Here is a 26,321-nt window from a genome sequence, read left to right as displayed (position 1 = left end):
ATCCTTTTCTCAGAAAATGTCTTAGATGCTGAAATGGTTCACGCCGTCAGCCGGGCGATCACATCGCGCACCGCAGCTGCGGACGGGAAGGAGGCCGTCGCCTCGCTGGCAGGCGCAAGCGGGCCGACACGAATCGACAGGCCACCAAGCCGGTTGACGGCACGAAACATCGCCTCGTCCGTCACGTCGTCGCCGATAGCGATGGCGCGCCGTCCTTCGAAGGGCGGCTGTGCAAGAAAGGCTTCGACGGCATGTCCCTTGTCGGCGCTTGAGGGACGGATTTCGATCACCATCTTGCCATGCTGGATGTGCCAGCCGGGGCCGGCACGGTCGAGTGCCTGCTGCATCAGCGGCTCCAGATCGATTTCCCGCTCCGGCGCCTGACGGTAATGCGCGGCGACCGCCGCACCCTTATCCTCGATAAGGATGCCCGGCCAGCCGGCCGTCTGGGCGGCGAGATCAGCCTTCACGGCGTCGAAGGCCGCGGTTGCCGCGGCGGTCGTGAGCGTTCCATCGGCATCGCGGCGTTCGGCACCGTGCAACCCGGCAATCGGAAAGCTGAGCGGTGCAAATAGGCGGTCCGCGTAGGCAAGGCCGCGGCCCGTGACCAGCGCCAGCGCGCCGCCAAGTTTTTGCGAGAGAGCGTCGAGCTGGCGCGGGAGACCGGTGGGGACTTCGATGCCGTCAGGCGTATCTGCGAGATCGAGCAAGGTGCCGTCGATATCGAGAAAGAGCGCCCATTCGTGCGGCGCTCCGGCGAGTGCGGCATGCATGGACTCCTCGCCTGAAGCCGCATCCGGCTCCGCGATAACAAGCGGCTGCTTTTGGTAGGACATGGGGTCTATCTAGGTCAGTGCTGCACTGCGGCAACCCTCATGCGCCAACCGGAGCCTAGTCCGCGGGCTGCGCTGTGCCGCTCTGCGCGTAGAATGCCTTCGCATCGGCCGTAAAGGCAGCCCGCTGTTCGGTATTCGTGTAGAACATGTGGCCGCCGCGATAGACATCCAGCTTGACGCGGTCTTTAGCGAGACTTTGCGGCAAGTGATCGACGACATAGCGGCTGACGCCATAGGGCGTGACAAGATCGCTGTAGCCATGCGCGATCAGCAGATGGAAGGACGGGTTTGACGCCAGCAACTGGCGTATATCGCCGGTTATACTGGCCTGCAGCCGCGATCCGCCGCCGCGTCCGCCCCATTCCCATTGACGGCTGATATCGCTGTCGAGCAGCGAATAGGTCATCTCCGTCTTGAAGCCGAGTTCGTTGCGGGCATAGCCGGAAAACGCACCGCCATAGGCGCGGGTGAACCCGTCGAGGATGGCGTCGTCACCGCGGTCATAGTCGGATTCCGGATAGGGATCGGGAGATGCGAAAGCCGCATCATAGGGGCTCATCACCTCACCGGCGGGTTTGCCGGAATGCTTGGCATAGGCGTCACCCAGAAAGCCGCGGTTGCGGGTGACGACATCCTCCGGGATGCCGGTTATCGCCGATATCTTGCCGTAAAAGGCCTTTGCCGTGTCGCCGGTTGGCTCCGGACCGGCAAGCGTCGTCAGATAATCGCCGAGCGCGAATTTTTCCGCCTCGCGCTGCGCATCCTCCGAAAAGGCGCCGCGGCGGTCCATGTCGGCGGCTGCGAGCGAGGGGAGCTCCAGAGCGGCACCCAACGCGAACTCGTCGGCATTGAACATCAACTGCGCCTCGATGAGCGGGGAGAGCATGACGGCGCCCGAAACGATGATGCCCTGGTTCTGCTGCAAGGCTCCCGCGACCCGTGCGGCGCGGAAACCGCCATAACTTTCGCCGAGCAGGTATCTCGGCGAATTAGAGCGGTTGTTGTGGGCAACGTAAAGCGCGATCGCCTTGGCGATGCTCTGCGCGTCCGAGCCTACGTTGTAATAATCCTTGGCATCGTCGGCCTTCGCCGTCCGGCTCCAGCCGGTGCCGATCGGATCGATCAGCACAAGATCGGTAAAGTCGAGCCAGCTCTGCGGATTGTCGGTGAGCCTGGCATTGGCGCCGTCGCGCGCCTGCGGCCCGAAATCGAGAATGCGCGGGCCAACGAGGCCGAGATGGAGAAAGGCAGATGCCGCCCCAGGTCCACCGTTGAACGCAAAGGTGATTGGGCGATTTGTACCCGCATTCTTGGCGGTATAGGCGGTGTAGAAGATCGCCCCCGTCTGGTTGCCGTCCTGGCCGAAGAGATCGAGTGTTCCCGCGGTTGCCGTATAGTCTAGCTTGCGGCCGCCGATCGTCGCTTGGTGCTCGGTCACGGCATCGCCGGGCAGCAGCTTCAGCACGCCCGGGCGTTCTTGGGACAATGCCGGTGTTGCGGCAAGGGATGCGGCGAGCGCGATCGTCAGCATGAGAGAGCGAAGCGGCAAATGATGTCCTCCGGCGGATTGGTCCAGCACGGAGCTACCCTACCATCGCCTGCCGCGGAGGCTCATCAAGACATGGTGATCCCAGGGTGAGCGCAGCTCATCCCTCAGGTGAGCGCAGCTGATCCGCCAAGTAGCAAAGGTCTGTCTAAGGCGTCTCGATCGTCCTTGCGTTGACATGCAGCGCCCGCCCGGCATTCCAGCCGTTTATCGCGGCACCGAGGCCAAGGATGACGAACAGCACCGCGCACCAGGCGAAGCTGCCCGTCCAGCTGCGGATCATGCCGACGACAAGCGGGCCGATGGCGGCAAGCAGGTAGCCGACGCATTGCGCCATGCCGGAAAGATGTGCGGCGACATGGGAATCGCGCGAGCGAAGCACGATGGCGGTCATCGCCACGGCAATCAGCCCGCCCTGGCCGATGCCCTGCAGCGCCGCCCAGAACCAGACGGTCCAGAGAGGCGCAAACAGAAGGCCGAGCAGCGCAACGACGGCGACGATGCAGAGCGAGGCGTTGATGACGCGCTGATCCTTGCCGCGCACGGCGATCTGCGGCGCAACCAGACATGCCGCGGCCTGAACCATGACCGACATGGAAACGATCGCTCCGGCGGTCACGCCGTCGAGGCCGCGTTCGCGGAGAATCGGCACCAGCCAGCCGAAGACGCAGTAGGCAAGAGCCGATTGCAGCCCCATGAAAAGCGTCACCTGCCAGGCGAGCCTGTCGCGCCAGAGACCTTCGACACGGAAGCCACTGCGCTTGGCGGTGTTCTTGGTGCGCAGCACCTGTGGAAGCCAGATCAGTCCGACGGCAAGGGCGGGTAGGGCCCAGATGGCAAGCGCACCGGAAAGGGAGCCGCCCAGCATATGCTCGGCCGGCAGCGTCAGCCCGGCGGCGCTGGCTGCACCCGCGCAGAGCGCCATGGTGTAGCAACCGGTCATCAGCGCAGCCCGGTCTGCAAAGTCGCGCTTCACCAGACCCGGCAGCAGCACGTTGCCGACGGCGATGCAGCCACCGGCAAGGGCAGTTCCCAGAAACAGCAGCGGTATCGAGTTCAGCCCGCGCATCGCCGTTCCAAGCGCCAGCAGGAAGATGACGCCGAGAAGCGTCCGCTCCGAGCCGATCCGCTGGGCAAGCCGCGGTGCGAGCGGCGAGAAGGCGCCGAGGCAGACGACCGGCAGGGTGGTGAGCAGGCTGGCGCCAAGCGCCGACAGACCTAGGCCGGAGCGGATTTCGGGAAGCAGCGCCGAAGCGCTGGAAAAGACCGGCCGGAGATTGAAGGCAATCAGCACCAGACTCACGCCAAGCAATATGCGGGCTGTTGCGGATAGTTTCGCAGGTGGTTGAACCGGCGGCACGCTGTCTGCTTCGGCATCGATCAGTTGCTCGCCGGACGCATCGAAAGCATGCGCGGCATCGGCGTGAGGGGTATTCATGAAAGCAGCATCCGGTCCAGTGCGGCGATGACGGGGGCCATGAAGCGGCGAACCGCCGCATCCGCTCGTTCGGGATCGCCTGTTTCGATTGCATCGATGATGTCGGCATGCGCCTGCATATCCGGCTCCGGCACGTCCTGGCCGAGCGTCGCCTCGATGGTCTCGGCGATCGATGCGGAGAAGAAATCGTATATTTCGATCATCGCGCGGTTTTGCGATGCGGCGATAACCGCCTGATGAAAAGCCAGATCGCGCCTGATGAAGGCAGCCTTGTCGCCGCCCTCGTAGTTGCCGCGCTTTTCGAGCAGCGCCCGCAATCCGGCGATAATCTCTGGCGTCTGCCTGAGGCTCGCCAGACGCGCAGCCTCGACATCCAGCGCGCAACGCGCCTCGAACTGGTCGCGCAGGCTTGAGCGTCTCGCCATGGTGAGCGGCCGGCTGGCGTCGGCGGTCGACAGCACGTAGGTGCCGGACCCCTGTCTCGTCTCAAGATATCCCTGTGACGCCAGGACGCGGACCGCCTCGCGCACGGTCCCGCGGCTGATAGACAGCATGCTGCAGAGGGCAGCCTCGTTCGGGAGCTTTTCGCCCACGGCCCAGCGCTTGGCGACGATTTCGCTGCGGATCGCTTCGATTGCTGTATCGGCGAGATTGGTCTTGCTCAGGGGCTGCATCGGCATATTCATAAAGTCATCAGATGACTTTATGAATATGCCCGGTGGCTGATGAGGTCAAATGGATTCTGCCGGACGTGAAAAAGGGCCGCTTTCGCGACCCTTTCCATGAGTTTGGCCTTGAACTGGCCGGACCGTCAAAGCGATCCTAGGAAGGTAGGCTTTAGAGCGAGGGCTGCCCCGCTTTCGTCACCACTTCCATGCCTGCTACAAAGACCGAAATCTCATTAGACATTGGATCACCTTCCTTTCATTTCGTTGAACACACCTTGAAGGTAGGCCGATTCGCCGTCGATGCAAGAAAAAATCGGCAGTCCGGCCGAAGTGGCGAGATGGCGCGGGTTTTTCCCCGCTACGTCTCAAAGGTGTTTTCCAAGAATAATCAGCGCGATGCCACCACGCTTATTGATCTCGCCGTTCACGCTGAAATGCTGGCGGCTACGCAATGTGATCGCCGGCTTCGCCAACAATCGGTCACAAACGCTTGCCAGCTCTACAACCCTTAAGTTTTTATTCACCACGTCGCCCGACAATCGGGCCTCGTGTTTTCGGGCATTCCTGCTGCAGAGACGGCGGGCTGGAGCAAAGAGCATGTGTCGTTGGGCAGCCTATCGCGGAGACCCCCTCTATCTGGAGGAGCTGGTGTCGTCGCCCGCCCATTCGCTGATCGAACAGTCGCATTGCGCCACCCGCGCCAAGACCGCCACCAACGGCGATGGTTTCGGCATCGCCTGGTATGGCGACCGTCCGGAACCTGGTCGTTACCGCGATATTCTCCCGGCCTGGGCCGATTGCAATCTGAAGAGCCTGGCGCGGCAGATCCGTTCGCCGCTGTTCCTCGCCCATGTGCGCGCCGCGACCGGCGGCGGTACGCGCCGCGACAATTGCCACCCTTTCACCCACGAAAACTGGTCGTTTATGCACAATGGCCAGATTGGTGGCTTCGAGCGGCTGCGCCGGCCAATGGAAGCAATGCTCGATGACGAACTCTTCCACGCCAGAAGCGGCACGACGGATTCGGAGCTGATGTTTCTGCTCGCCATGCAGTTCGGCCTCCGTCAGGCGCCGGTCGCCGCCATGTCGGAGATGGTGAGCTTTGTTGAAGGACTGGCCGAAAACATTCTCGGCGATGCCCATCTCCGCTTCACCGCCGCCTTTTCCGATGGCGCATCGCTCTACGGCATCCGCTATGCGACGGACCGCAAGGCGCCGACCCTTTACGCATCGCCGATGCGCATGGGTCATTGCCTGGTGTCGGAGCCGCTAAATGACGACGTCGATGCCTGGATGGAAATCCCGGATGGCAGCGCCGTCACCGTCAACGAGGCTGGAATCACGATTACGCCGTTCCAGCCCGAACGGCGGGTGGAAAGAGCAGCAAGCCTCGCTATCCCTGCCTGAGCCGTTCGGCGATCAGGGCAGCAAGCTTTTCCGCCACATCTTCTTTCGCCATATCGGGCCATTGGTCGATGCCCGCGCGGCTGATGAGCTTCACACTGTTACGCGTCCCGCCCATGATGCCGGTCGCCGGAGACACGTCGTTGGCGACGATCATGTCGGCACCCTTGCGCTCCAGTTTGGTCTTGGCATTGCTCTCGACATCCTGCGTTTCGGCTGCAAAACCGACGACGATCTTCGGCCGCATCGTATGATGGCCGACGGTTTTCAGGATGTCCGGGTTCTCGGTCAGCGCCAGCGTCGGGATGGATTCGCCGGGCTGTTTCTTGATCTTCTGGTCGGCGGCCGAGGCCACCCGCCAGTCGGCAACGGCAGCCACCATCACGGCGATATCGGCAGGCAGCGCTGCCAGCACGGCGTCGCGCATTTCTTCGGCCCGCTCGACATGGATGGTTTTCACACCTGCAGGATCTGGGATCGTCACCGGTCCCGAAACCAGCGTCACATCGGCGCCGAGCTTGGCAAGTGCTGCCGCAATCGCATGCCCCTGGCGCCCGGAAGAGCGGTTGGCGATGTAACGGACCGGGTCGATCGGCTCGTGGGTCGGGCCTGACGTGACCACCGCCTTGCGTCCGGCAAGCGGCTTCGGTCCGTCGTCCAGAAGGGCCTCGGCTGCGGCGACAATTTCGAGCGGCTCCGCCATCCGGCCGATGCCGGCCTCGCGGCTCTCGGCCATTTCGCCGGCCATCGGCCCGATCATGCGGATGCCGTCGGTGGTAAGTGTCGCGACGTTGCGCCGGGTGGCCGGATGCGCCCACATCCTAGGGTTCATCGCAGGCGCGGCAAGCACCGGCTTGTCTGTCGCAAGCAACACGGTCGAGGCAAGATCGTCGGCCAGCCCATTCGCCATCTTCGCCAGCAGATCGGCGGTCGCCGGCGCGATCAGCACCAGATCGCAATCGCGCGCCAGGCGGATATGTCCGACGTCCTGTTCGTCCTGCCGGGAAAAGAGATCGGTGAAGACATGATCGGCAGCAAGCGCGCCGACGGCAAGCGGCGTCACGAATTCCTGCGCGCCTGATGTCATGACCGGGCGCACCGATGCGCCGCGTTCACGCAGCCTGCGGATCAGGTCGAGGCTCTTATAGGCCGCGATGCCACCCGAGATGATAAGCAGGATGCGTTTGCCGCTGAGAGCCATGGCCTTTACCCGTCGTCCTATTGGTCGAACGACCCTAAGCCTTTGGCGAATAACATGCAATGCGCGGCTGGTCAGTGGGCCCGAGGCTTGCGGGAGGGCGTGAAGATGGCAATCGCCAAGCCGACGCCGGCAAGCTGCAGGATCGAGCCGCCCGCTTCGGCAATCGTCGGCAGCCGCTGCTCGAACAGGAAGCCGAAGATCAGGCCGAACACCGTTTCCGCCACGATCAGCTGCGCGGCAAGCGCCAGCGGCAGCCGCTTGGAGGCGATCATCCAGAGAAGGGTCGCAAGCCAGGCGCCGGCCAGCCCCATGATCAGCGACCAGAGGATGAAGCGCAGAAGTTCCGCTCCGGTGAAGACGATATCAGTCCCGATGGAGGTAAAGGGAATGAGCACCAGGCAGCCGATCCCGGCGCCGATGCCCTGCAAACCCGTCCATTGCAGGATATCGGGCGCATCGGGCGATTGCATCGCCGCCGTGCTTGCCAGCCCGTAAATCACCCAGAGCGTCAGGCCAATCAGCGCCGATCCGATGCCGAGCCAGATTGCGCTCTGGTCGCCCGAAGGCGTGGCCGCGAAGATCGAGACATTGACCCAGCCGATGCCGGTCGCGATCAGGATCAGCGGCAGCGCCAGCAGCTTCCAGGCAACCGAGCGGTCGCGAAGGTTGGCGATGATGGCGAGCAGTACCGGCATGGTGCCGATAACGAGCGGCGGAATGGCTGCCCCCGCAAGCCGCACCGCATAGGCGACGCTGACGAAATAGCCGACATAGCCAATGCCGCCGAGCAATAGCGCGGTGATCGCCATGCGCGGCCTGATATTCTTCGGCCGGAACCGCGGGCTGACCATCAGCACGATGCTGGCTAGCGCAAACAGTCCATAGCGCGTGACCGTCAAATCCATGGTCGTGAACGGCGCGATGGCGCGCGGCACGACGAAAGTCAGTCCCCACAACGCACAGGTGGCGAGGCCGCAAAGAATACCGAGAAGCATGGGGCACCGGAGGCGCGAAGGCCGGAAGATGAAGTGGATTTCAGCATCGTTGATAGGCTTGGCCGCACCCGGAAACAAGTCTCACCCGCGACATCTAGCGGGCGATTTCGGCGCAGAAGTCGATGAATGCCCGGACCTTGGCCGGCACGTGATGCCGCGAGGGGTAGAAGCAGTGCAGCGGAAAGGTTTCGCCCGGCCAGTCCGGGTAGAGATCGACCAGTTGCCCGCTGTCGAGATAGGGCTTCATGCCGAGCGAAAACACCTGGGCAATGCCGATGCCGGCGAGACATGTGGCAAGCGTCGTCCCGGCATCGTTGACGAGGACCCGCCCGCGCGTGGCGATCGGCACCACTTTCTCGCCGCGCCGCAATTCCCATTCGAAGGGCTTTCCAGTGAGCGGATCCTGATACTGGATGCAGGTGTGGTCGGCGAGATCGGCCGGAAGTCTGGGGCGTCCATAGCGTTCGAGATAGGCGGGGGCCGCGACCGTGATGACCCGTGTGCGAAACAGCTGCCGGGAAATCAGCGCGCTTCTGGCCGGGATTTCTCCGAAGCGCACCGCCACATCCATGCCATCGGCCACCAGGTCGCCGATCTCGTTGCGGGTGATGATTTCGAGCTGGAGATCAGGATAGCGATCAAGAAAGGTGCCAAGCTCCGGTGCCAGGATCAGCCTGGAGAAATAGGGATCGGCGTTGACGCGAAGGCGCCCGCGCACCGCCTGTGCGGTGCCAGCGGCATAACTGGCCGCTTCTTCGATGCCGCCGAGCAGGGGCACGACCTGTTCGTAGAAACGCGCGCCGTCATCGGTCAATCTGAGTGACCGCGTCGTCCTGTCGAGGAGCCGGACGCCGATCCGGCCCTCCAGCCGCGATATAGCACGGCTAACGCCCGATGCGGTTAAACCAAGTGCCTCGGCGGCACGCGCAAAACTGCCGCTTTCGACCACCGCTGCCAGAACGCTGACACCAGTCAGCAGTCGTCCGTCCAACATCATCTGATCCGTGATTTTCTGTCATGAATAATATGACAAAAGCGCAATACAGTCAAAAATGAATTGCGTGCATGTTCCGCGCATCGCGGCAGCCTGTTGCTGCCGGAAAAGGAGCGTGACGATGTTTGCAGTAACTGGAGTGACGGGTCAGGTCGGCGCGGTGGTGGCCGGGCGATTGCTGGCTGAAGGCCATGCCGTGCGCGCCGTGATGCGCAATGCGGAAAAGGGAAAGGCGTGGCGGGCTCGCGGCGCTGAAATCGCGATCGCCGAGATGACGGATGCGGATGCGCTCGCCAAGGCTTTCGAGGGTGCCGAAGGCGTCTTCGTGCTGCTGCCGCCAGCCTTCGATCCGGCACCGGGCTTTCCGCAGGCGCGCGCCATCATTGAGGCGGTGAAGGCGGCGGTGATTGCGGCAAGCCCGAAGAAGATCGTTTGCCTCTCCACCATCGGCGCTCAGGCGCAGCAGGAAAACCTTCTGACCCAGCTCGGTATTGCCGAGCAGGTCTTTTCCGCGCTGCCGGTACCGGTCGCGTTTCTGCGGGCCGCCTGGTTCATGGAGAACTCCGCCTGGGATATCGTTCCGGCGCGGGAAAGCGGCGTGATGCCGAGCTTCCTTCAGCCGCTCGACAAGCCGGTGCCGATGGTCGCGGTTCGCGATGTCGGCGCGACCGCCGCCGGATTGCTGCAGGAAATCTGGACGGGGCGCCGCATCGTCGAGCTGGAAGGTCCCTGCCGCATCACGCCGTTGCAGATGGCTGAAGCCTTTTCGGCCGCACTCGGCCGACATGTCCATGTTGAGGCGGTTGCAAGGGAAAGCTGGAACGAACTGTTCCTTTCGCAGGGCATGCGGAACCCCGGCCCGCGCATGCGCATGCTCGACGGTTTCAACGAAGGCTGGATCGAGTTCGAAGCCGGCGCGAGCGGTTCGCGAAAGGCGAAGACGGATTTCGAAACGGCGATCCGCACGCTGATCGAAACCCGCTGACGCGAAAGGCCGCGGCGCTCTCGTGCCGCGGCCTTGCTTCGATGTTGAAAGGCTTACGTGCGGGTGATCGATGCGCCGCCATCGACCAGCGATGCCGTGCCGCTGACGAAGCTCGAGTCGTCGGAGGCGAGGTAGAGCACCGATTGGGCAATCTCTTCCGGCTTGGCGACGCGCTTCAGCGCATGCAGGTTGGTGATGAAGCCCTGCTTGTCTTCGGTGTCGTTCATCTCGCGATACATGTCAGTGTCGACGCCGCCGGGAAGCACTGCATTGACGCGCACATTCTGCGCCCCGAATTCGGCGGCAAGCGTCTGCGTCAGGCCGATCAGGCCAGATTTGCTGGCTGCATAGCCGGCAACGCCGGGGAAGGAGAAGCTGTAGCCGACGAATGTCGAGGTGAAGATCACCGAGCCGCCGCCAGTCTTGACCATGGCGCCGATCTGGTGCTTGGCGGCAAGGAACGAGGCGACGAGGTTGATCGTCAGCGCTTCGGTAAAGCCTGCTTCGGAAACCTCGGTGCTCGGGCCGGCTTCGCCGAGGATGCCGGCATTGTTGAAGGCGATGTCGAGCTTGCCGTAATTGCCGACGGCAGCGTCAACGAGTGCCTTGTGGTAATCCTCCGAGCGTACGTCGCCCGCAACCGCGATGGCAGTGCCACCGGCCTCCTTGATTTCGGCAACGAGGCTATCGAGCTCCGCCTGACGGCGGGCGCCGACCACGACCTTGGCGCCTTCGGCGGCAAACAGTTTGGCCGTCGAACGGCCGATACCCGAGCTTGCGCCGGTGACGATTGCAACTTTGTTGTTCAGGCGGTTCATAATTCCATCTCCTATTTGCGGGGCGTTGTGCCCCTTCGATGAGTGGAAGATGGCATTTTCTATTTGTTCGGATTAGTCTGCAAATGGTGGAACTCGATTTCGGAAATACCGAACAATGATCAAGATTGAGGGAATTGCGGCTTTCGTCGCCGTGGTCGAGGCCGGTTCGGTCAGCGAAGCGGCACGTAGGCTCCGCCTGTCGAAATCCGTCGTCAGCGAACGCCTTGCCGAGCTCGAGAAAACGCTGGGCGGCCTGCTTCTCCATCGCACCACCCGCAAGCTGACGCTGACGGAGGATGGGACTGCCTTTCTGGAGCGCGCGCTGCGCATCGTCCACGAGGTGGAGGAAGCATCGGCCAGCATGGCGGAGCGCCGCGGGACGCTTGCCGGTCCGCTGCGGATTGCCGCCCCCGTCACTTTCGGGCGCATGCATCTTGGGCCTGCCCTCTATCCGTTTCTCGCCGAACATCCGGAGATCGCCCTGACGCTCGATATCGACGATCGCCGCGTCGATGCGGCATCGGAGGGCTACGACGCCATCATTCGCAACGGCCCGATCGCTGACTCGCGTCTTGTCGCCTGGAAGCTCGCTCCGAGCCGCCGCATGCTTGTCGCCTCGCCGGATTATCTTGCCAAGGCGGGCATCCCGCGCACTCTGGCCAGTCTTCAGGAGCACCGGGGACTTTTCTACACCAATCGCGGTGTTGCCGACTGGCGCTTCCAGACGGTAGAGGGTGTCGCCGTGGTGCGCGCCCAACTGGCGATGGGCATGAACAATGGCGATATGCTGCGCGATGCGGCGATCGCGGGTCTCGGGATTGCGCTTCTGCCGGCCTTCATCGCCGGGCCGGCCATTCGCGAGGGTGCGCTTGCGGAGATCGACGTCGGCAGCACGCCAGAACCGGAATTCATCTACATGGCCCATCCCGAAGGCCGCAATCCCTCGGCCAAGCTGCGCGCCATTGCCGATCACCTGAAGAAGGTTTTCGGCGATCCGCCTTATTGGGATCGGTCCGCATCCTGAGGTTGGGGATCTAGAGCAGGCTCATCAGGTTTTCCGTGACCGGCGAGCGTTGGGTCTTGAGAACCGCAAGCGCCAGCCGGGCAACGGCGGGCGGTCCCTCGATCGGCCGGTAGGCGACGCCGTCGAGCCTGATCTGCGCTATCGATTCCGGAACGATGGACACGCCGAGTTCCGCGGCCACCAGATTGACGACCGAGGAGATTTGCGGCGCTTCCTGTGCCACTTCAAGTTCAAATCCGGCCTTCCGGCAAGCGAGTACAACGTCGTCGAACAGGCTGAGCCCCACAAGCCGCGGAAAGAGGATGAACGGCTCGTTGGCGAGCAGCGAGAGCGGCAGCGCCGCGCGCTTTGCCAGCGGATGACTTGCCGGAAGTGCGATAACCATCGGTTCGTCGGCGAGCCGCTTCAGCCGGACACCGGGCGGATCATCCAGGCTCGGGCGCATGAAGGTCGCGTCGAGCTCGCCACGCTGCAGCTTCTCCATCAGCGCCAGCGTATTCATCTCGGTCAATGACAGCCGTACCTCCGGCCATTGTGCCCGGAAGCGCCGGATCGTTGCGCTGACAACGGTGTTGAACGCCGAGGAAGCGGTGAAGCCGAGCGCCAGCCGCCCAGTCTCGCCGCGGTTGGCCCGCTGTGCTGCAAGCTTGGCTTTCTCGACGGCGGTGAGCGATGCCTTCGCCTCGCCGAGAAAGGCTTCACCAGCCGCCGTCAGTTCCGCGCCGTGCGGAACCCGATGGAACAGCGCAGCACCCACTTCCGCCTCCAGATCGCGGATCTGCTGACTGAGCGGAGGCTGGCCGATGCCGAGCTTGGCTGCGGCGCGGGTGAAATTGCGCTCCTCGGCAACGGCCAGGAAATAACGGATATGCCGGAGCTCCATCTGCGCTATCTCCAAAAGCTATCGAGAATGGTTGTTCCATATATTGGACAAATTGCGCCCCGCTGGCTAGATCAAAGTCGAAAGGCGCCTGACATGCCAAAGACAGCAGCAAGAATGAGCGACATTTCTCCGGTCGAGGCGCAGGCGATGGCGCCTGCAAGGGATTATCTGACCCGCGGCACCGCGTCCTACCGGCGGGCGAGTCTTGCCTTGTTCCTGTCAGGCTTCTCGACCTTCTCGCTGCTTTATTGCGTCCAGCCGCTGCTTCCGGTTTTCGCCTCCGAGTTCGCCGTCAGCCCGGCTGAGAGCTCTCTGGCGCTGTCGCTCTCAACGGGATTTCTGGCAATCGCCATCGTCTGCGCCGCCGCCGTTTCCGAAGGTCTCGGCCGCCGCAGCCTGATGTCGATTTCGCTCATCGGTGCCTCGCTCTTAACGATCGCCGCCGCTTTCTCACCGGATTGGCACTTGCTGCTGGTGCTGCGCGCCATGCAAGGTTTCGTTCTCGGCGGCGTGCCCGCTGTGGCAATGGCCTATCTTGCCGAGGAGATCGATCCGAAAGGGCTCGGCGCCACCATGGGCCTCTATGTCGGCGGAACGGCCTTCGGCGGCATGTCCGGCCGGGTGCTGACCGGAATCTTTGCCGAATATCTGAGCTGGCGCCCGGCGATGGCGCTGATGGGTGCGATCGGGCTGGCCGCAGCGATCGGTTTTATCCTGCTGCTCCCTGCGTCGCGCAATTTCATCCGCCGCCCGGGTTTCGATCCGCGCTTTCATCTCCGGGCGTGGATCGGCCACCTGCGCAATGCGGCACTTCCCTTCGTCTTCGCCATCGCCTTCCTGGCCATGGGCTCCTTCGTGACGATCTACAATTATGCCGGCTTCCGGCTCGTAGCGGCGCCTTACCAGCTGACACAAACCGAACTAGGCCTGATCTTCACCGTCTACATGTTCGGCATCGGCGCCTCATCGATCGGCGGCATTCTCGGCGATCGTTTCGGCCATTTCGCCGTGCTGCTTACCGGCCTTGCCGTCACCGCAGCCGGAAGCGCGATGACACTTTCGGCGTCCCTGCCCGTCATCATCTTTGGTATCATCGTACTGACCAGCGGCTTCTTCATGAGCCACTCGATCGCCAGCGGCCTCGTCGGCAAGCTGGCAAAAGGCACCAAGGGTCACGCGTCGTCGCTCTACATGCTCGCCTACTACGTCGGCTCCAGCGTCATGGGCTCGGCCGGAGGCTGGTTCTTTTCGGCCGAAGGATGGTCCGCGGTCGTCTTCTTCACACTTGCCATGCTCGCCTGCGCTTTTGCCGCTGCCTATGCGGCAAGGCGGCTTTCGAGCGTTCAGGGCTAGGGCGAAACCTCAACCAAGCCGGATGTAGAGCACATCCTTCTTCGCAACCTCGTCGAGCGCATCCTCGTAACCTGCATCCGCATAGCGCATGACGCCGAGCGCCGTGTCGTTGGTCAGCGCGTGGTCGAGGCGCTCGTCGGCGTCATCGGTGCCGTCGGCAACGACGGTGACGCCACAGCTCGTCATGTAGCCGGCATAGCCGCCGCCACCGGAATGGACGACGACGAGGTCGGCCATCGATGAGCAGAGCATCATGGCGTCGATCAGCGGCCAGTCGGCAATGGCGTCGGAGCCGTCCTTCATCCGCTCGGTCATGATGTTCGGGTGCGCCATGGCGCCTGCATCCAGGTGGTCGCGAGAGAAGGCGACAGGCCCCTTCAATTCGCCACTGGCGACCAGCTGGTTGACCCTCCGCGCCAGCGCCGTGCGCTCGCCATGGCCAAGCCAGGCGATGCGGGCGGGAAGGCCTTCGAAGGGCACATGTTCGCGCGCCAGCCGGATCCAGTTGGTGATGATCTTGTTGTCGGGGAACATCTCGAGCAGCAGATCGTCGATGCGGGCGATGTCACTCTCTTCACCCGACAGCGCCATCCAGCGGAAGGGGCCGATGGCGCGGGCAAACAGCGGGCGCAGATAGGCCTCGGTGAAGATCGGAATGTCAAAGGCGTTCTGAACGCCGCCTTCCTTGGCCTGGGTGCGGATCAGGTTGCCGTTGTCGAAAACTTCGGAGCCCTTCTTCTGGAATTCCAGCATGGCCGTGACGTGCTGGACGATCGAGGCGCGGCTGGCCGCCATCAGTTGCCCCTGACCGTCGTCGCGCAATTCTTTCACCTGCGCGATGCTCATGCCCTTCGGCACGTAGCCATAGACGAGGTCGTGGGCCGAGGTCTGGTCGGTGACCACATCGGGCACGATGCCGCGCCGGGCAATCTCCGGGTAGACTTCGGCCGCGTTGCCGACGAGGCCGACAGAAAGCGCGCGCTTTTCCTTCACGGCGTCATCGATCATCTGGAGAGCCGTATCGAGGTCAGGCGCGATTTCCTGCAGGTAGCCGATCTGCTGGCGCTTCTTCGCCCTCTCGGCATCGATATCGACGCAGAGGATCGCGGCACCCGCCATACGCCCGGCGAGCGGCTGCGCGCCACCCATCCCGCCGAGGCCCGCCGTCAGCACGAAGCGGCCGGAGAGGTCTCCGCCGAAACGGCGCTCGGCGATACGCATGAAAATCTCGTAGGTACCCTGGATGACGCCCTGGCTGCCGATATATTGCCAGGCGCCCGCCGTCAGCCCGCCCCAGCAGATCAGCCCCTTGCGCTGCAGCTCATAGAAAACCTCGGCTTTTGCCCATTGGCCGACAATGTTGCAGTTCGCCATGATCACCAGCGGCGCCTTGGCGTGTGTTTTCACCAGGCCGATCGGCTTGCCGGATTGGATCAGCAGCGTCTGGTCCTCGTCCATCTCGGTCAGTGCCTTGACGATACCCTTGTGGGCCGCCCAGTTGCGCGCCGCCTTGCCGAGGGCCGCGTAGACGATCAGATTTTCCGGGTCTTCGCCGACCGACAGCACGTTTTCGAGAAGCCGCAGCAAAGCCTCCTGCCGCCAGCCCTTGGCGCGCAGCTCCGGCCCGCCGGGGATCGGAAATTTCGGGTGGCGTGGATTCTGCTTCGGCATCGCGATATTCCTCTTTGATTGCGGCTTCCCTTGCCCCGCCGGGGAAAGGGATTTTAGCTCAGGCCTTCGATGACAGCGCGTAGCGCGCGATCTCGATACCCATTGCCTTTTCGACGGAGGGATAGACCGTCGGATCGAGAACGCTGGCCGAAAGCGGAATGATCTCCATCGGCACATGCAGGATGAAGATATGCATGCCTGCCTGCAGCTGGCCGACAGACAGCGGCTCGCCGTCAGGAGAGAGCGTGGTGATGACGGACGGGAAGGTCGCGACGCGCGTACCGCCGGCATCGTCGACCGCCATATATTCGTTCATCACATGCATCGTCACCGCGTTGTCGCCGGAGCCGACGACGATGGTGCCGATATCGAAGGCTTCCTTGGTATAGACCACGTCCTTCTTGGTGATGATGCCTTCGGTGAGAATGCTGCCGCCTGTCGTTTTGCAGATCGCCTCGATCACCGCCGATCCGCCCTTCTTCTCGGCAGCGATGATCGCTTCGCCAAGCGCCAGCGCCATCGAGATGCCGCCGAGTGCGGCATTCTTGCGCACATAGGAGGCCCGCAGCGGGTTGCGGCAGGAGGCGATGAAGCCGCCCGATTGATCCGAGGCGGCGCGCAGGATCGGCGAGATCTTCGCCGTCGCACCCTTCACCACCAGTTCGATATAGCGATTCTCGGCACGATTGCCGCCAACCGCCGTCTGGATCATCTGCTCCGGCGAACCGGCCATGCCGATCGAGCCCATGTCGCCCGTCGGATGTGCGCGGATATCGCCGACGGCGTCGACAACCTTGGTGCCGAGAATGGCTGAGGGAAGCCAGCCGTTCAGCGTCGAGGACTTGCCGTTCTGGCCGATGATCAGGCCCGACAGCTTCTCGCCGAGCTCTTCCTGCAGCAGCTGCACGGCCTTGACGTAGTCGATGCCCTGCATTTCCCAGGGCGTGGTCGAGGCGGGCGCGCCGATGGCTGCAGCCGTCGCGATCCAGTCGTCGTCTTTGAGTTCGTCGATGGAAACAAGCTCCGGCTTGCCGACGTTGACCGCGGCATAACCGAGCATCCGGCCGTGATCGGCCCAACCGCCACCGCCTGCCGCATAGACGGAGCCGCCCTTGACGGCAGCCTCGACGTCCTTCTCAACGAGTATGCGTCCCATCAGGCCTTCTCCTCATTCAAGCTCTTGTCCATGTCGCGGACCGCCTCAAACAGCACGGCAGCGCCGAGCGCGATGTCGTCATTTTCCGCCCACTCGTCGGCGCAATGGCTGCGGCCTTCCTTGCAGGGCACGAAAATCATCGCGGCGGGCGCGACCTTGGCGACCCAGGCCGTATCGTGACCGGCACCCGATGCCATCCGCCGATGCTTGGCGCCGACGGTGTCGCAGGCCTGCTCCAGAATTTTCAGCAGGCGCGGATCGCCGGGCGTCGGATAATTATCGGAAACGCGGTTCGGCGATTTGATGGTCACGCCCTGGGCGATCGCCAGCTTGATCACATGGGCATCCAGCCACTCGCAGAAGGCTTCCATGTCGCCGCGAATTTCAGCGCGCCCGTCAATCAGTAGCACGACTTTCGACGGCACCACATTGGCGGCATTCGGCTCGATCCGGAACTCGCCGACCGTTGCCGCAAAATGCCCCGGCGTCTTCGCCCGCTGGGCCGCGGCTTCGCGAATGTCGAGGACCAGCTGCGAGGCGGCGACCAGCGCATCGGCACGGCCATCCATCGGCGTCGTCCCGGCATGATCGGCGCGGCCCTCGACCGTGATTTCGATGCGGGTGATCCCGGCGATCGCTGTGACGATGCCGACATCCTTCTTCTCGTTCTCGAGGATCGGGCCCTGCTCGATATGCAGCTCAAGGAAACCCTTCAGGTCTGGCCTGCTCTGCGAGAGCAGCGTCGCGGGGTCACCGCCGACCTCGGTGATGCCGTCGGCAAGCGTGCGGCCGCCATTGGTGCGCGAGAGCCATGCTTCCGGGATCTGCCCGGTCATCCCGCGGCTGCCGATGCAGGAAACGCCGAAGATGCTCACTTCCTCGGCCAGAAAGTCGATGATCTCCAGGTCGTGATCCAGCTGAATCTTCTGATCCGCCAGCGATCGCGCCACTTCCAGCGCGGTGATCGTCCCGGCAATGCCGTCGAAGCGCCCGCCGTCAGGCACGGTATCGGAATGCGAGCCGACCATGATCGTCCCGAGGCCCGGCTTCGTTCCCGCGCGGCGGCCGATCAGGTTGCCGGCGGCGTCCATCCGCGTCTCAAGCCCGGCGGCCTTCATCCGCGCCTCGATATAGGCACGGCCCTCAAGGAAAAGCGGCGAGAAGGCGCGGCGCGTCCAGGGGTGATCCGGTTCAGTGATCTTTGCCAGCGCATCGATGTCTTCGGCGATGCGTCCGGCGTTGACGGGCAGGTTGCGGCTCATGCGGATTCTCCAGAAAGGATATGGCGGGGCAGCGGGCGGACGAACTTGCCGTTGCCCGGCTCGGAAAGCACCTTGGCGCCATCGGTTATCTTTTCGCCACGCAGATAGGCGGCCGAAACGCTCCAGGGCAGGCGGATGCCGTGATAGGGGCTCCAGCCGACGATATTGTTGCCACTCGCGGCTGCATCGTAAACGGTCTCGCGTGGCTCGAGCACGACGATATCGGCGTCTTTGCCCGGTGTCAGCGCACCCTTGATGTGGTCAAGGCGGAAATGCTTCGCAGGGTTCTCGGCCATCAGCTTGGCCGCCCAGGTTAGCGATATGCCGCGCTCCAGCGCGCCCTTCACAAAGAGCGGTACCATCACTTCCAGGCCGGGAACGCCGGAAGAGTTCGCGAGCATATCCGGATTGGTCTTCCTGTTTTCCGACCAGCTGACGTGATCGGTCGAAACCAGCCAGACTTTGCCCTCGGCGACCTTGCGCCACAGCGTCTCGACTTCGGCGCGCGGGCGGATCGGCGGGTTGATCTTCGCCTTGCCGCCGAGCCGCTTCACGTCATTTTCCTCGTCCAGCGTCAGGTAATGAATGCAGCACTCGACCGTCGCCTCGAAGCCGTCGCGGCGGTAGGCGCGGGCAATGTCGTAACCCCGGCCGAGCGAGCAATGCACGACATGCGACGGGCAGCCGGTGTTGGCGCCGGTCTCGAAGATCGTGTGCATCGCCAGCAGCTCGGTGATCGGCGGACGGGAGAGGCCATGGGCACGCCAGTCGGTGATGCCGCTCGCCTTGACCTTTTCCATATAGGTGCGGACGGCCTCGTCATCCTCGTTATGGACGCCGGCCGTCAGGCCGGTCGGGGCGATGGCCGCGAAGCATTCGTCGAGCAGGGCAGGGGGAATGCGCGGGAAGCGCTTGGCATCCGTGCCGAAGGTGGAGAACTTGAAGGCCGCAACACCGGCATCCACCATCTCGCGGATGCGCTTCGCGCCTTCCTCGGGATCGACGGTACCATAGAGCGCGAAATCCACGCGCGCCTGCGGGCTTGCATGGTCCACCTTCTTCTTCACCGCTTCGGCTGAGCAGATCAGGTTGCCCTCGTCATAGGGCATGTCGACGATCGTGGTGACGCCGCCTGCGGCAGCCGAGCGGGTCGACCAGATGAAGTCTTCCTGATCCTTTTGAGACAGCGAATGCGTCTGCGCATCGATCGCGCCGGGCAGGATCAGAGCCTTGCCGAGCAGATGCCTTTCCCGGGCGGCAGGCGGGATGCCTTGGCCGACTTCGGCTATCTTGCCGTCGCGGACGGCGACATAGCCCTGCTCCAGAATGCGTTCCGGCAGAACGACCGTACCCTGTAGAACGAGATCGAAATCAGCCATGCCGCTTTCCTCTATGCTTGAATTTCAGAGAACCATCGGCTCGGTGGCGAGCCGTTCTTCGATGCGCTCCAGCGAGCCGAGCGCGAAGAAATCGTCGAAGGAGGCGATCGGCATTTCGGCTATCAGCTTCGAAACAAAGGCGTCGGAGCCCAGATCCTCTTCGATCGCTTCGACCTCCGCCGAAAGCGGCCGGTCCACCGTATAGAATTCGGCATGGCTGCGAACGACGTCATAGATCATCCCCGCGACACCCTTCGGCTTGTCGCCAAGGATATCGGCCGCCTGCGCCGACAACAGGGCTTCCAATGCCGCGAGGCGGCGGAGCGCGCGCGTCTGGCGCTCGAAACGCTCGATGACCAGCGGCAGGAAAGCGGCTTCGTCTTCCAGACCGGCGGCGACCACGAGAGATTGCGCCGAGACAGGATTGGACATCGACAGCACGCGGGAGAAGATTTCGCCCGCGAGCTTGATGATCGGCCCGAAGCCCGTGGCGATCTTGCCGGGAGGAACGAGATTGACAGGAAGATCGCGGCGCTGTCCGTTGCCGAGGATGACGCAACGGTTGAAGGCGTTGCGCGCCGCATGCGCCATGCAGAGGGCTGCGGATTCGAGCAGGATCGTCACGTCCAGCGGCAGCGAACCGCCCGAGGTCATTACCCGGCCCTCGACAACAACAGGATTGTCGTCGGAGCGGCCCGTTGCAGCCAGAATTTTATGCCCGGTGGAGAGAAGGTTCTCGATCACCGCGCCGAAGACCTGTGCGATCATGCGCAGGCTGAGCGGGTCCTGAACATGCGTTGCGACCGGCCAGTCCCAAGGGTCCGAGGCGTTGCAAAGCCATGATCCGATTAGCGCCTCGCGGGCCGTGCCCACGTGGCGGACGGCCTTCCAGGGGTCGCGTGAGGCGCCAAGCGCACCGGCGGCCATCATGCCCGTCGCCAGCAGAACGCGGATCGAAGCGGCGGCATTGCGGGTTGCCTCGCCGGCAGCGGCAAAGCTGACCGCATTGACGCTGAGCGAGGCCAGGCTGTCGCGCGGTGCCATCCTGACAGGCTCCAGCCCCGCCGCCTGGAAGGCTTCCGCCGCCTGCATGCGCTTGCCGCGATAGACGGCCTCGCCAACGCCCGTGAGCACAGCGCCGATCTGGCCCATCAGGCCGATATCGGCGCAGCCGATCGATCCTGTCCGGCGCACCAGTGGAATCAGATCGGCGTCGAGAAGCCGCATATAGGCTTCGATCAGTTCCGCCGTGCAGCCAACTTGGCCCGTCAGCGCCGTATTGATGCGGATCGCCATCGCATTGCGCACGACGGCGCAGGAAAAGGGAGTGCCGGTGCCGAAATGGTGAGCGCGCACCAGCCCAAGATTGAAGGCTTCGAGCTCGTCATTCGACCACTCGACATCCTTCATCGCGCCGACGCCCGTCGTCGAGCCATAGACCGGCACGCCGGAATTGATGGCCTCTTCGACGATCAAGCGGGCGTGCTGGATCCGTGCCATGCCTGCTGCCGAAGCAGAAAGCGCCACTTTGCCCGATCCGATCCTCACCATCTCCGCAAAGCCGAGAGGTTGGCCGGACAATTCTATGCCGGGGCGTTCATGCTTCATCTGCTGGTCTCCTTGAAGGCGAGACTAAGCGAGTGCGTCACACCATGGGATATCCCAAATGCCGAACACAGCATGCCTTTGCTTTGCCTGAAGTCAGCTCAACGTCCAGGCAATATAGAGAAGCGTCAAGGCAATTATCCAGAGAGCAATGCGGGCCGACCGGTTGTGCCGTGCCTCGGATTTGCCGATCGCCTCGGTTGTCTGCTCGTCGAAGCGCAATCCATGCTCGCTCATATGCAGCAGCTGGTGATGGAATTTTTCCGTCTGCGCGGCGATCTCGGGCACGGCCTCGGCAAGCTTCACCGCCGCCTTCAACCCGTCCTTCAGATCGGTAACGATGCGCTTCGGGCCGAGATTGTTGCGGATCCATTCGCCGACGACGGGCTCGGACGCCTTCCACATGTTGAAGCGCGGATTGAGCATGCGCGACACGCCTTCGACCACGACCATGGTCTTTTGCAGCATCACCAGCTCGGGCCGCGTCTGCATGTCGAAGAGCTCGGTAACTTCGAAAAGCAGCGTCAGAAGCTTGCCCATCGAAATTGTCTCTGCCGGCTGGCCGTGGATCGGTTCGCCGATCGCGCGGATCGCCTGCGCAAAGCTCTCGACATTGTGGTGGCCGGGAACGTAACCGGCCTCGAAATGCACTTCGGCGACACGGATATAGTCGCGGGTGATAAAGCCGTAGAGGATCTCGGCCAGGAAGCGCCGTTCCTTCTTTCCGAGCCGTCCGACGATCCCCATATCGACGGCGACGATCATGCCCTGTGCATCGACGAAGAGATTGCCCGGATGCATGTCGGCATGGAAAAAGCCGTCGCGCAGCGTATGGCGCAGGAAGGACTGGATCAGCGTATCGGCAAGCGCGTTCAGATCATGTCCGGCGGCCAGCAGCCCCTCGACATCGGACATCTTCACGCCGTCGATCCACTCCATGGTGATGACGTCGCGGCCGGTGCGCTCCCAGTCGACCTTGGGAACGCGGAAGCCCGGATCCTTTTCGGTGTTTTCCGCAATCTCGGAAAGGGCCGCGGCCTCGAGGCGCAGATCCATCTCCACCTTGGTGGTCTGCTCTAGCGTCTTGGTGACTTCCACAGGCTGCAGACGCCGGCTGGAGGGCATGAAGCGCTCCTGCAGGCGGGCGACGAGATACATCGCCTCGATGTCGTGGCCGAAACGCTGGCGCACGCCGGGCCGGACGACCTTGACGGCCACCTTCTTGCGGCCGTCGGTACCATCGACTTCCGCCGGATGAACCTGGGCGATCGATGCCGCAGCAATCGGATCACCGAAGCTTGCGTAGAGTTCTTCGATCGGACGCCCGAGAGAGCCTTCGATATTGGCCTTTGCCGCCGCAATCGGGAAAAAGGTCATCCGATCCTGCAGCTGCGACAGATCATTGGCAAAATCGACGCCGACGACATCGGGCCGAGTTGCCAGAAACTGTCCGATCTTCACATAGGACGGGCCGAGCCGCTCGACCGCCTGCGCCAGACGGTCGCTGCGCTTCTGGCGCTTTGCCTTGCTGCGCTCGAAGATCGTCACGGAGGATTTGGCGAGCGCCACCACGGGCGGGAGCCCTTCGGACGGCAGGGCCGATACGACACCCTCGCGCACCAGCACCCAGCCGACGCGCCAAAGCCGGAAATATGCGCCGAAAGCACTCATCTATTCTATAATTTCCAGCCCGAATGCAGGGCTGCGATACCGCCCGTATAGTTGGTGTAGCTGACGCGCGAAAAGCCAGCGCCCCGGATCATCGCGGCAAAGTTCTCCTGGTTGGGGAACTTGCGGATCGATTCCACCAGATACTGATAGGGCTCGGCATCGCCGGTGATCGCCTTGCCGAATTTGGGGATCGCATTGAACGACCAAGCGTCATAGACCTTGTCCAGCAGCGGTAGATCGACTTCGGAGAATTCGAGAACGAGCAGACGTCCGCCACGCTTCAGCACGCGATAGGCTTCCGACAGCGCCACGTCGATGCGCGGAACGTTGCGGATGCCGAAGGCGATCGTATAGGCATCGAAGCTGTTGGCCTCGAAGGGCAGGTCTTCGGCATTGGCCTCGACGAAAGTCAGATTATCCGAGAGCTTCTTCTTCTCGGCCCGCTCGGCGCCAACGCCGAGCATCGAGCCGTTGATGTCGAGCACGGTCGCATGCGCCAGCCGGTTCGAGGCTTCGATGATGCGGAAGGCGATGTCGCCGGTGCCGCCGGCAACGTCGAGCACCTTGTAACCCGGCTCCTTGCGCGGGTTCAGCGATGCGATCATCGCGTCCTTCCAGACGCGGTGCATGCCGGCAGACATGACGTCGTTCATGATGTCGTAGCGCTTGGCGACCTTGTGGAAGACCTCGTTGACGAGGCCCTGCTTCTCGCCGTTCGACACTTCACGGAAACCGTAGGACGTTTCCATGCCGCCATCGGCGGCAGTGCGGCTATCTGACATCGGAAAACTCCGTTACTCGAAATCGGTGCGGCGACCATAGCGAAACGATGCTTTGGACGCTATCTGTAGGCGCGGATCGCAAGCCGCGGCCTTCTGGCGCTATAGCGCACATCGCCAGCGGTTGAAATACGTTTAGCTACAGATGGGTAACGATGCCGGAATTGCCAGAAGTCGAAACCGTCAGGCGCGGCCTGACCCCCGCGATGGAGGGTGCGCGCATCGAGCGGCTGGAGCTTCGCCGCGGCAATCTGCGCTTCCCGTTTCCGGAGAAATTCGAGGCTGATGTCACGGGCCGCACGATCATCGGGCTCGGGCGCCGCGCCAAATATCTGCTGATCGATCTCGATAGCGGCAAGACCATCATTTCGCATCTCGGCATGTCTGGCTCCTTCCGGATCGAGGAGGGCGCGCAGCAAACCGTGCCCGGCGACTTCCATCACGAGCGCTCGAAAGACGAGAAGCACGACCACGCCATCTTCCATCTGGAGAGCAGCAAGGGACCAAGGCGCGTCATCTATAATGATCCGCGCCGTTTCGGCTTCATGGATATTGCCGAGCGTTCGGAACTGCAGGCCAATCCGTTCCTTTTTGGCCTTGGACCCGAGCCGACAGGCAACGAACTCAGCGCCGCCTATCTCGCCGAACGTTTCGCAGGCAAGGCGCAGCCGCTGAAGAGCGCATTGCTCGATCAGAAGAACATCGCGGGTCTCGGCAATATCTATGTATGCGAAGCGCTATGGCGCTCGCATATCCTGCCGACACAAGCCGCCAAGACCCTCGTCACCAAGAGCGGGAAACCGAAAGAATCGCTGGAGCTGCTCGTCTCGTCGATCCGCGATGTGATCGCCGATGCGATCAAGGCCGGCGGCTCGTCGCTGCGCGACCATATCCAGACGGATGGCTCGTTGGGATATTTCCAGCATTCCTTCTCTGTCTATGACCGCGAAGGCGATCCTTGCCGCACGCCCGGCTGCGGCGGTACGGTCTCACGCATCGTCCAGGCGGGCCGCTCCACCTTCTATTGCCCCGTCTGCCAGAAATAGGGAGAAACGCATGGCCTACGAAACCCTGATCGTCGAAACCCGCGGCAATGTCGGCCTGATCACGCTGAACCGGCCGCAGGCCCTCAATGCGCTGAATTCTAGGGTGCTGAGCGAGCTGAAGCAGGCCTATGCGGATTTTCATGCCGACGACGCCGTTGGCGCCATCGTCCTGACTGGCTCAGAACGGGCTTTCGCGGCAGGCGCTGACATCAAGGAAATGCAGCCGCTCGAATTCGCCGATATATATAAGGCCGAATTCATCGGCGGCTGGGACGAGATTGCCAAGGCACGCAAGCCTGTGATCGCCGCCGTCAGCGGCTTCGCACTCGGCGGCGGCTGCGAACTGGCAATGATGTGCGATTTCATCATCGCCTCCGAGACGGCCAAGTTCGGCCAGCCGGAAATCACCCTCGGCGTCATTCCCGGCATGGGCGGCTCGCAGCGGCTTACAAGAGCGGTCGGCAAGTCGAAGGCGATGGATATGGTGCTCACCGGCCGGATGATGGATGCGGCCGAGGCTGAGCGCGCGGGACTCGTTTCGCGTGTGGTGGCGCCGGAGCGCCTGCCCGACGAGGCGCTGGAGGCAGCCGCCAAGATCGCCTCCCTGTCGCGTCCCTCGGTGCTGATGGCCAAGGAGGCCGTCAGCCGCGCCTTTGAGGTGACGCTGGAGGAGGGGCTCCGTTTCGAGCGCCGTCTCTTCCACAGCCTGTTTGCCACCGCCGATCAGAAAGAGGGGATGACGGCGTTCATCGAAAAGCGTAAACCAGACTTCAAGCACCGCTGATGGGCATTCAGTGGAGAAAGGCTGCGTTTCCGTGAAAATCCGCGTTGACGCCGCCCGGCTTTAGAGTTATATGCCCGCCCACGGTTCGGGAAGCCGCTCTGGTTTTCCGATTATGCTCCCGCATTGCTGAATATAGTGGCCGCAGGGCCCGCGGTGATGGCGGAGTTTTGTTCGAATTCTTTTGAGAGGCATCCATGGCCAATACAGCTTCGGCGAAAAAAGCGACCCGCAAGATCGCCCGCCGCACCGACGTCAACAAGGCTCGTCGCTCGCGCGTTCGCACGTTCGTCCGCCAGGTCGAAGAGGCACTCGCATCCGGCGACGCTTCCAAGGCTAAGGAAGCCTTCCTCGCAGCGCAGCCGGAACTGGCACGCGCCGCAAGCAAGGGCGTGCTTCACGCCAACACGGCATCCCGCAAGATCTCGCGTCTCGCTGCCCGTCTGAAGACGCTCTCGGCGTCCGCAAGCGCATAACATTTCGTTAACGAACTGCTCGTTATGATTAGCCCGGTAATTTTACCGGGCTTTTTCGATTCCGCGATCTGGCCTTTGTATGGCGAATTTAGCGACGATTTCGTGTCGAGCGGATGACACTAAAAATCGTTTAATATCAAATAGTTGCGCTAGGTTCTTTCAACGCCGCGCGACTCTCCCCCCTCCGGAAGGGGGGCGAAATGAGTCAAGCGGATTTTTATTTTTTTTCTTTCATAGCGTGTCGAAAATACCCACTTTGGGAATCTCATTGATTCTTCTGCGATTCTTTTTTGACACCGGCGTGACGCCCTAAACCGGTGCCCGGAGTCAATGGCCCCTCCTTAATTTTG

Annotated in this window: 24 protein-coding genes; 7 read left to right on the top strand and 17 right to left on the bottom strand. The window is 62.8% G+C overall.

Features of this window, described 5'->3' with window-relative positions; translation table 11 throughout:
• Positions 1 to 38 precede the first annotated feature (38 nt).
• The 5 genes from otsB to AC1DV9_RS08365 all read right to left on the bottom strand — a co-directional run bounded on the left by otsB (position 39) and on the right by AC1DV9_RS08365 (position 5,027).
• Positions 39 to 836: a trehalose-phosphatase gene (otsB, locus tag AC1DV9_RS08385; protein WP_477938916.1), complete on the bottom strand. Its 798-nt coding sequence runs from the start codon at positions 834 to 836 to the stop codon at positions 39 to 41.
• A 55-nt stretch (positions 837 to 891) separates the two neighbouring features.
• Positions 892 to 2,367 (bottom strand): S10 family peptidase, encoded by a 1,476-nt coding sequence (locus AC1DV9_RS08380; protein WP_477947515.1) that lies wholly within the window; start codon positions 2,365 to 2,367, stop codon positions 892 to 894.
• A 163-nt stretch (positions 2,368 to 2,530) separates the two neighbouring features.
• Positions 2,531 to 3,820 carry a CynX/NimT family MFS transporter gene (locus tag AC1DV9_RS08375; RefSeq protein WP_112514139.1) on the bottom strand — a complete coding sequence of 430 codons (1,290 nt, stop codon included), beginning with the start codon at positions 3,818 to 3,820 and terminating at the stop codon, positions 2,531 to 2,533.
• Positions 3,817 to 4,494, bottom strand: a complete 678-nt coding sequence (locus AC1DV9_RS08370) for a FadR/GntR family transcriptional regulator (RefSeq protein WP_477947202.1) — start codon at positions 4,492 to 4,494, stop codon at positions 3,817 to 3,819. Before AC1DV9_RS08370 ends, AC1DV9_RS08375 begins: the two co-directional genes overlap by 4 nt.
• A gap of 359 nt (positions 4,495 to 4,853) precedes the next feature.
• On the bottom strand, positions 4,854 to 5,027 hold the full coding sequence (locus AC1DV9_RS08365; protein ID WP_162698718.1) for a hypothetical protein: 174 nt from the start codon (positions 5,025 to 5,027) through the stop codon (positions 4,854 to 4,856).
• Between the two features lie 58 nt (positions 5,028 to 5,085).
• Here AC1DV9_RS08365 and AC1DV9_RS08360 point away from each other — a divergent pair, with 58 nt between their 5' ends.
• Positions 5,086 to 5,895 carry a class II glutamine amidotransferase gene (locus AC1DV9_RS08360; protein ID WP_310293361.1) on the top strand — a complete coding sequence of 270 codons (810 nt, stop codon included), beginning with the start codon at positions 5,086 to 5,088 and terminating at the stop codon, positions 5,893 to 5,895.
• Here AC1DV9_RS08360 and coaBC read toward each other — a convergent pair.
• The 3 genes from coaBC to AC1DV9_RS08345 form a co-directional block, all read right to left on the bottom strand.
• Positions 5,882 to 7,093 (bottom strand): bifunctional phosphopantothenoylcysteine decarboxylase/phosphopantothenate--cysteine ligase CoaBC, encoded by a 1,212-nt coding sequence (gene coaBC / locus AC1DV9_RS08355; protein ID WP_477947200.1) that lies wholly within the window; start codon positions 7,091 to 7,093, stop codon positions 5,882 to 5,884. The two genes, AC1DV9_RS08360 and coaBC, sit on opposite strands and share 14 nt — an antisense overlap.
• Positions 7,094 to 7,164: 71 nt before the next feature.
• Positions 7,165 to 8,088, bottom strand: a complete 924-nt coding sequence (locus AC1DV9_RS08350) for a DMT family transporter (protein WP_477947198.1) — start codon at positions 8,086 to 8,088, stop codon at positions 7,165 to 7,167.
• 94 nt (positions 8,089 to 8,182) lie between these two features.
• Positions 8,183 to 9,082 carry a LysR family transcriptional regulator gene (locus AC1DV9_RS08345; protein ID WP_477947513.1) on the bottom strand — a complete coding sequence of 300 codons (900 nt, stop codon included), beginning with the start codon at positions 9,080 to 9,082 and terminating at the stop codon, positions 8,183 to 8,185.
• A 121-nt stretch (positions 9,083 to 9,203) separates the two neighbouring features.
• Between AC1DV9_RS08345 and AC1DV9_RS08340 the strand changes: the two genes are divergently transcribed.
• Positions 9,204 to 10,067: an NmrA family NAD(P)-binding protein gene (locus tag AC1DV9_RS08340; protein ID WP_477947197.1), complete on the top strand. Its 864-nt coding sequence runs from the start codon at positions 9,204 to 9,206 to the stop codon at positions 10,065 to 10,067.
• A 53-nt stretch (positions 10,068 to 10,120) separates the two neighbouring features.
• Here the strand turns inward: AC1DV9_RS08340 and AC1DV9_RS08335 are convergent, their stop codons facing one another.
• Positions 10,121 to 10,885, bottom strand: coding sequence for an SDR family oxidoreductase (locus AC1DV9_RS08335; protein WP_310293353.1), 765 nt, complete (start codon positions 10,883 to 10,885; stop codon positions 10,121 to 10,123).
• 115 nt (positions 10,886 to 11,000) lie between these two features.
• On the opposite strand from AC1DV9_RS08335, the gene AC1DV9_RS08330 reads away from it, so the two are divergent.
• Positions 11,001 to 11,909: a LysR family transcriptional regulator gene (locus AC1DV9_RS08330; RefSeq protein WP_477947195.1), complete on the top strand. Its 909-nt coding sequence runs from the start codon at positions 11,001 to 11,003 to the stop codon at positions 11,907 to 11,909.
• Between the two features lie 10 nt (positions 11,910 to 11,919).
• Here AC1DV9_RS08330 and AC1DV9_RS08325 read toward each other — a convergent pair whose 3' ends face one another.
• Positions 11,920 to 12,792 carry a LysR family transcriptional regulator gene (locus tag AC1DV9_RS08325; RefSeq protein WP_477947194.1) on the bottom strand — a complete coding sequence of 291 codons (873 nt, stop codon included), beginning with the start codon at positions 12,790 to 12,792 and terminating at the stop codon, positions 11,920 to 11,922.
• 114 nt (positions 12,793 to 12,906) lie between these two features.
• On the opposite strand from AC1DV9_RS08325, the gene AC1DV9_RS08320 reads away from it, so the two are divergent.
• Entirely contained in the window at positions 12,907 to 14,145 is a 1,239-nt protein-coding gene (locus AC1DV9_RS08320) for an MFS transporter (RefSeq protein WP_477947193.1), read from the top strand.
• 9 nt (positions 14,146 to 14,154) lie between these two features.
• On the opposite strand, the gene AC1DV9_RS08315 is transcribed toward AC1DV9_RS08320, so the two are convergent.
• The 7 genes from AC1DV9_RS08315 to ubiE form a co-directional block, all read right to left on the bottom strand.
• Positions 14,155 to 15,816 (bottom strand): urocanate hydratase, encoded by a 1,662-nt coding sequence (locus AC1DV9_RS08315; RefSeq protein WP_477947191.1) that lies wholly within the window; start codon positions 15,814 to 15,816, stop codon positions 14,155 to 14,157.
• Between the two features lie 58 nt (positions 15,817 to 15,874).
• Positions 15,875 to 16,972 (bottom strand): DUF917 domain-containing protein, encoded by a 1,098-nt coding sequence (locus AC1DV9_RS08310; protein WP_477947189.1) that lies wholly within the window; start codon positions 16,970 to 16,972, stop codon positions 15,875 to 15,877.
• On the bottom strand, positions 16,972 to 18,234 hold the full coding sequence (locus AC1DV9_RS08305) for a Zn-dependent hydrolase (RefSeq protein ID WP_477947188.1): 1,263 nt from the start codon (positions 18,232 to 18,234) through the stop codon (positions 16,972 to 16,974). The genes AC1DV9_RS08310 and AC1DV9_RS08305 overlap by 1 nt, the downstream gene beginning before the upstream one ends.
• Complete coding sequence (locus AC1DV9_RS08300) at positions 18,231 to 19,613, bottom strand: dihydroorotase (protein WP_477947186.1); 1,383 nt, start codon at positions 19,611 to 19,613, stop codon at positions 18,231 to 18,233. The genes AC1DV9_RS08305 and AC1DV9_RS08300 overlap by 4 nt, the downstream gene beginning before the upstream one ends.
• A 24-nt stretch (positions 19,614 to 19,637) precedes the next feature.
• Positions 19,638 to 21,221, bottom strand: coding sequence for an aromatic amino acid lyase (locus AC1DV9_RS08295; protein WP_310293339.1), 1,584 nt, complete (start codon positions 21,219 to 21,221; stop codon positions 19,638 to 19,640).
• A 93-nt stretch (positions 21,222 to 21,314) separates the two neighbouring features.
• A complete protein-coding gene (ubiB, locus tag AC1DV9_RS08290; RefSeq protein ID WP_477947184.1) occupies positions 21,315 to 22,889 on the bottom strand; it encodes a 2-polyprenylphenol 6-hydroxylase in 1,575 nt (524 codons plus the stop codon).
• Positions 22,890 to 22,894: 5 nt separating this feature from the next.
• Positions 22,895 to 23,671, bottom strand: a complete 777-nt coding sequence (ubiE, locus tag AC1DV9_RS08285; RefSeq protein WP_477947183.1) for a bifunctional demethylmenaquinone methyltransferase/2-methoxy-6-polyprenyl-1,4-benzoquinol methylase UbiE — start codon at positions 23,669 to 23,671, stop codon at positions 22,895 to 22,897.
• Positions 23,672 to 23,823: 152 nt separating this feature from the next.
• Between ubiE and mutM the strand changes: the two genes are divergently transcribed.
• The 3 genes from mutM (at position 23,824) to rpsT (ending at position 25,971) form a co-directional block, all read left to right on the top strand.
• The gene (mutM, locus tag AC1DV9_RS08280) at positions 23,824 to 24,714 is read left to right on the top strand and encodes a bifunctional DNA-formamidopyrimidine glycosylase/DNA-(apurinic or apyrimidinic site) lyase (protein ID WP_477947181.1); all 891 of its coding nucleotides are present in this window, start codon (positions 23,824 to 23,826) and stop codon (positions 24,712 to 24,714) included.
• Between the two features lie 10 nt (positions 24,715 to 24,724).
• Positions 24,725 to 25,498: an enoyl-CoA hydratase gene (locus tag AC1DV9_RS08275; protein WP_477947179.1), complete on the top strand. Its 774-nt coding sequence runs from the start codon at positions 24,725 to 24,727 to the stop codon at positions 25,496 to 25,498.
• A 194-nt stretch (positions 25,499 to 25,692) separates the two neighbouring features.
• Entirely contained in the window at positions 25,693 to 25,971 is a 279-nt protein-coding gene (gene rpsT / locus AC1DV9_RS08270; RefSeq protein ID WP_112385227.1) for a 30S ribosomal protein S20, read from the top strand.
• The last annotated feature ends 350 nt before the right edge of the window (positions 25,972 to 26,321 follow it).

This window comes from Rhizobium sp. 01L410, from assembly GCF_056400165.1.
Note: the sequence above shows the minus strand (reverse complement) of the source record. Positions and strands in the feature narration are given on the sequence as shown.

Bases quoted from the DNA above. Each gene is read 5' to 3' on its own strand.
- otsB (WP_477938916.1), bottom strand. From the start codon at position 836: ATGTCCTACCAAAAGCAGCCGCTTGTTATCGCGGAGCCGGATGCGGCT.
- AC1DV9_RS08380 (WP_477947515.1), bottom strand. From the start codon at position 2,367: ATGCTGACGATCGCGCTCGCCGCATCCCTTGCCGCAACACCGGCATTG.
- AC1DV9_RS08375 (WP_112514139.1), bottom strand. From the start codon at position 3,820: ATGAATACCCCTCACGCCGATGCCGCGCATGCTTTCGATGCGTCCGGC.
- AC1DV9_RS08370 (WP_477947202.1), bottom strand. From the start codon at position 4,494: ATGCAGCCCCTGAGCAAGACCAATCTCGCCGATACAGCAATCGAAGCG.
- AC1DV9_RS08360 (WP_310293361.1), top strand. From the start codon at position 5,086: ATGTGTCGTTGGGCAGCCTATCGCGGAGACCCCCTCTATCTGGAGGAG.
- coaBC (WP_477947200.1), bottom strand. From the start codon at position 7,093: ATGGCTCTCAGCGGCAAACGCATCCTGCTTATCATCTCGGGTGGCATC.
- AC1DV9_RS08350 (WP_477947198.1), bottom strand. From the start codon at position 8,088: ATGCTTCTCGGTATTCTTTGCGGCCTCGCCACCTGTGCGTTGTGGGGA.
- AC1DV9_RS08345 (WP_477947513.1), bottom strand. From the start codon at position 9,082: ATGTTGGACGGACGACTGCTGACTGGTGTCAGCGTTCTGGCAGCGGTG.
- AC1DV9_RS08340 (WP_477947197.1), top strand. From the start codon at position 9,204: ATGTTTGCAGTAACTGGAGTGACGGGTCAGGTCGGCGCGGTGGTGGCC.
- AC1DV9_RS08335 (WP_310293353.1), bottom strand. From the start codon at position 10,885: ATGAACCGCCTGAACAACAAAGTTGCAATCGTCACCGGCGCAAGCTCG.
- AC1DV9_RS08330 (WP_477947195.1), top strand. From the start codon at position 11,001: ATGATCAAGATTGAGGGAATTGCGGCTTTCGTCGCCGTGGTCGAGGCC.
- AC1DV9_RS08325 (WP_477947194.1), bottom strand. From the start codon at position 12,792: ATGGAGCTCCGGCATATCCGTTATTTCCTGGCCGTTGCCGAGGAGCGC.
- AC1DV9_RS08320 (WP_477947193.1), top strand. From the start codon at position 12,907: ATGAGCGACATTTCTCCGGTCGAGGCGCAGGCGATGGCGCCTGCAAGG.
- AC1DV9_RS08315 (WP_477947191.1), bottom strand. From the start codon at position 15,816: ATGCCGAAGCAGAATCCACGCCACCCGAAATTTCCGATCCCCGGCGGG.
- AC1DV9_RS08310 (WP_477947189.1), bottom strand. From the start codon at position 16,972: ATGGGACGCATACTCGTTGAGAAGGACGTCGAGGCTGCCGTCAAGGGC.
- AC1DV9_RS08305 (WP_477947188.1), bottom strand. From the start codon at position 18,234: ATGAGCCGCAACCTGCCCGTCAACGCCGGACGCATCGCCGAAGACATC.
- AC1DV9_RS08300 (WP_477947186.1), bottom strand. From the start codon at position 19,613: ATGGCTGATTTCGATCTCGTTCTACAGGGTACGGTCGTTCTGCCGGAA.
- AC1DV9_RS08295 (WP_310293339.1), bottom strand. From the start codon at position 21,221: ATGAAGCATGAACGCCCCGGCATAGAATTGTCCGGCCAACCTCTCGGC.
- ubiB (WP_477947184.1), bottom strand. From the start codon at position 22,889: ATGAGTGCTTTCGGCGCATATTTCCGGCTTTGGCGCGTCGGCTGGGTG.
- ubiE (WP_477947183.1), bottom strand. From the start codon at position 23,671: ATGTCAGATAGCCGCACTGCCGCCGATGGCGGCATGGAAACGTCCTAC.
- mutM (WP_477947181.1), top strand. From the start codon at position 23,824: ATGCCGGAATTGCCAGAAGTCGAAACCGTCAGGCGCGGCCTGACCCCC.
- AC1DV9_RS08275 (WP_477947179.1), top strand. From the start codon at position 24,725: ATGGCCTACGAAACCCTGATCGTCGAAACCCGCGGCAATGTCGGCCTG.
- rpsT (WP_112385227.1), top strand. From the start codon at position 25,693: ATGGCCAATACAGCTTCGGCGAAAAAAGCGACCCGCAAGATCGCCCGC.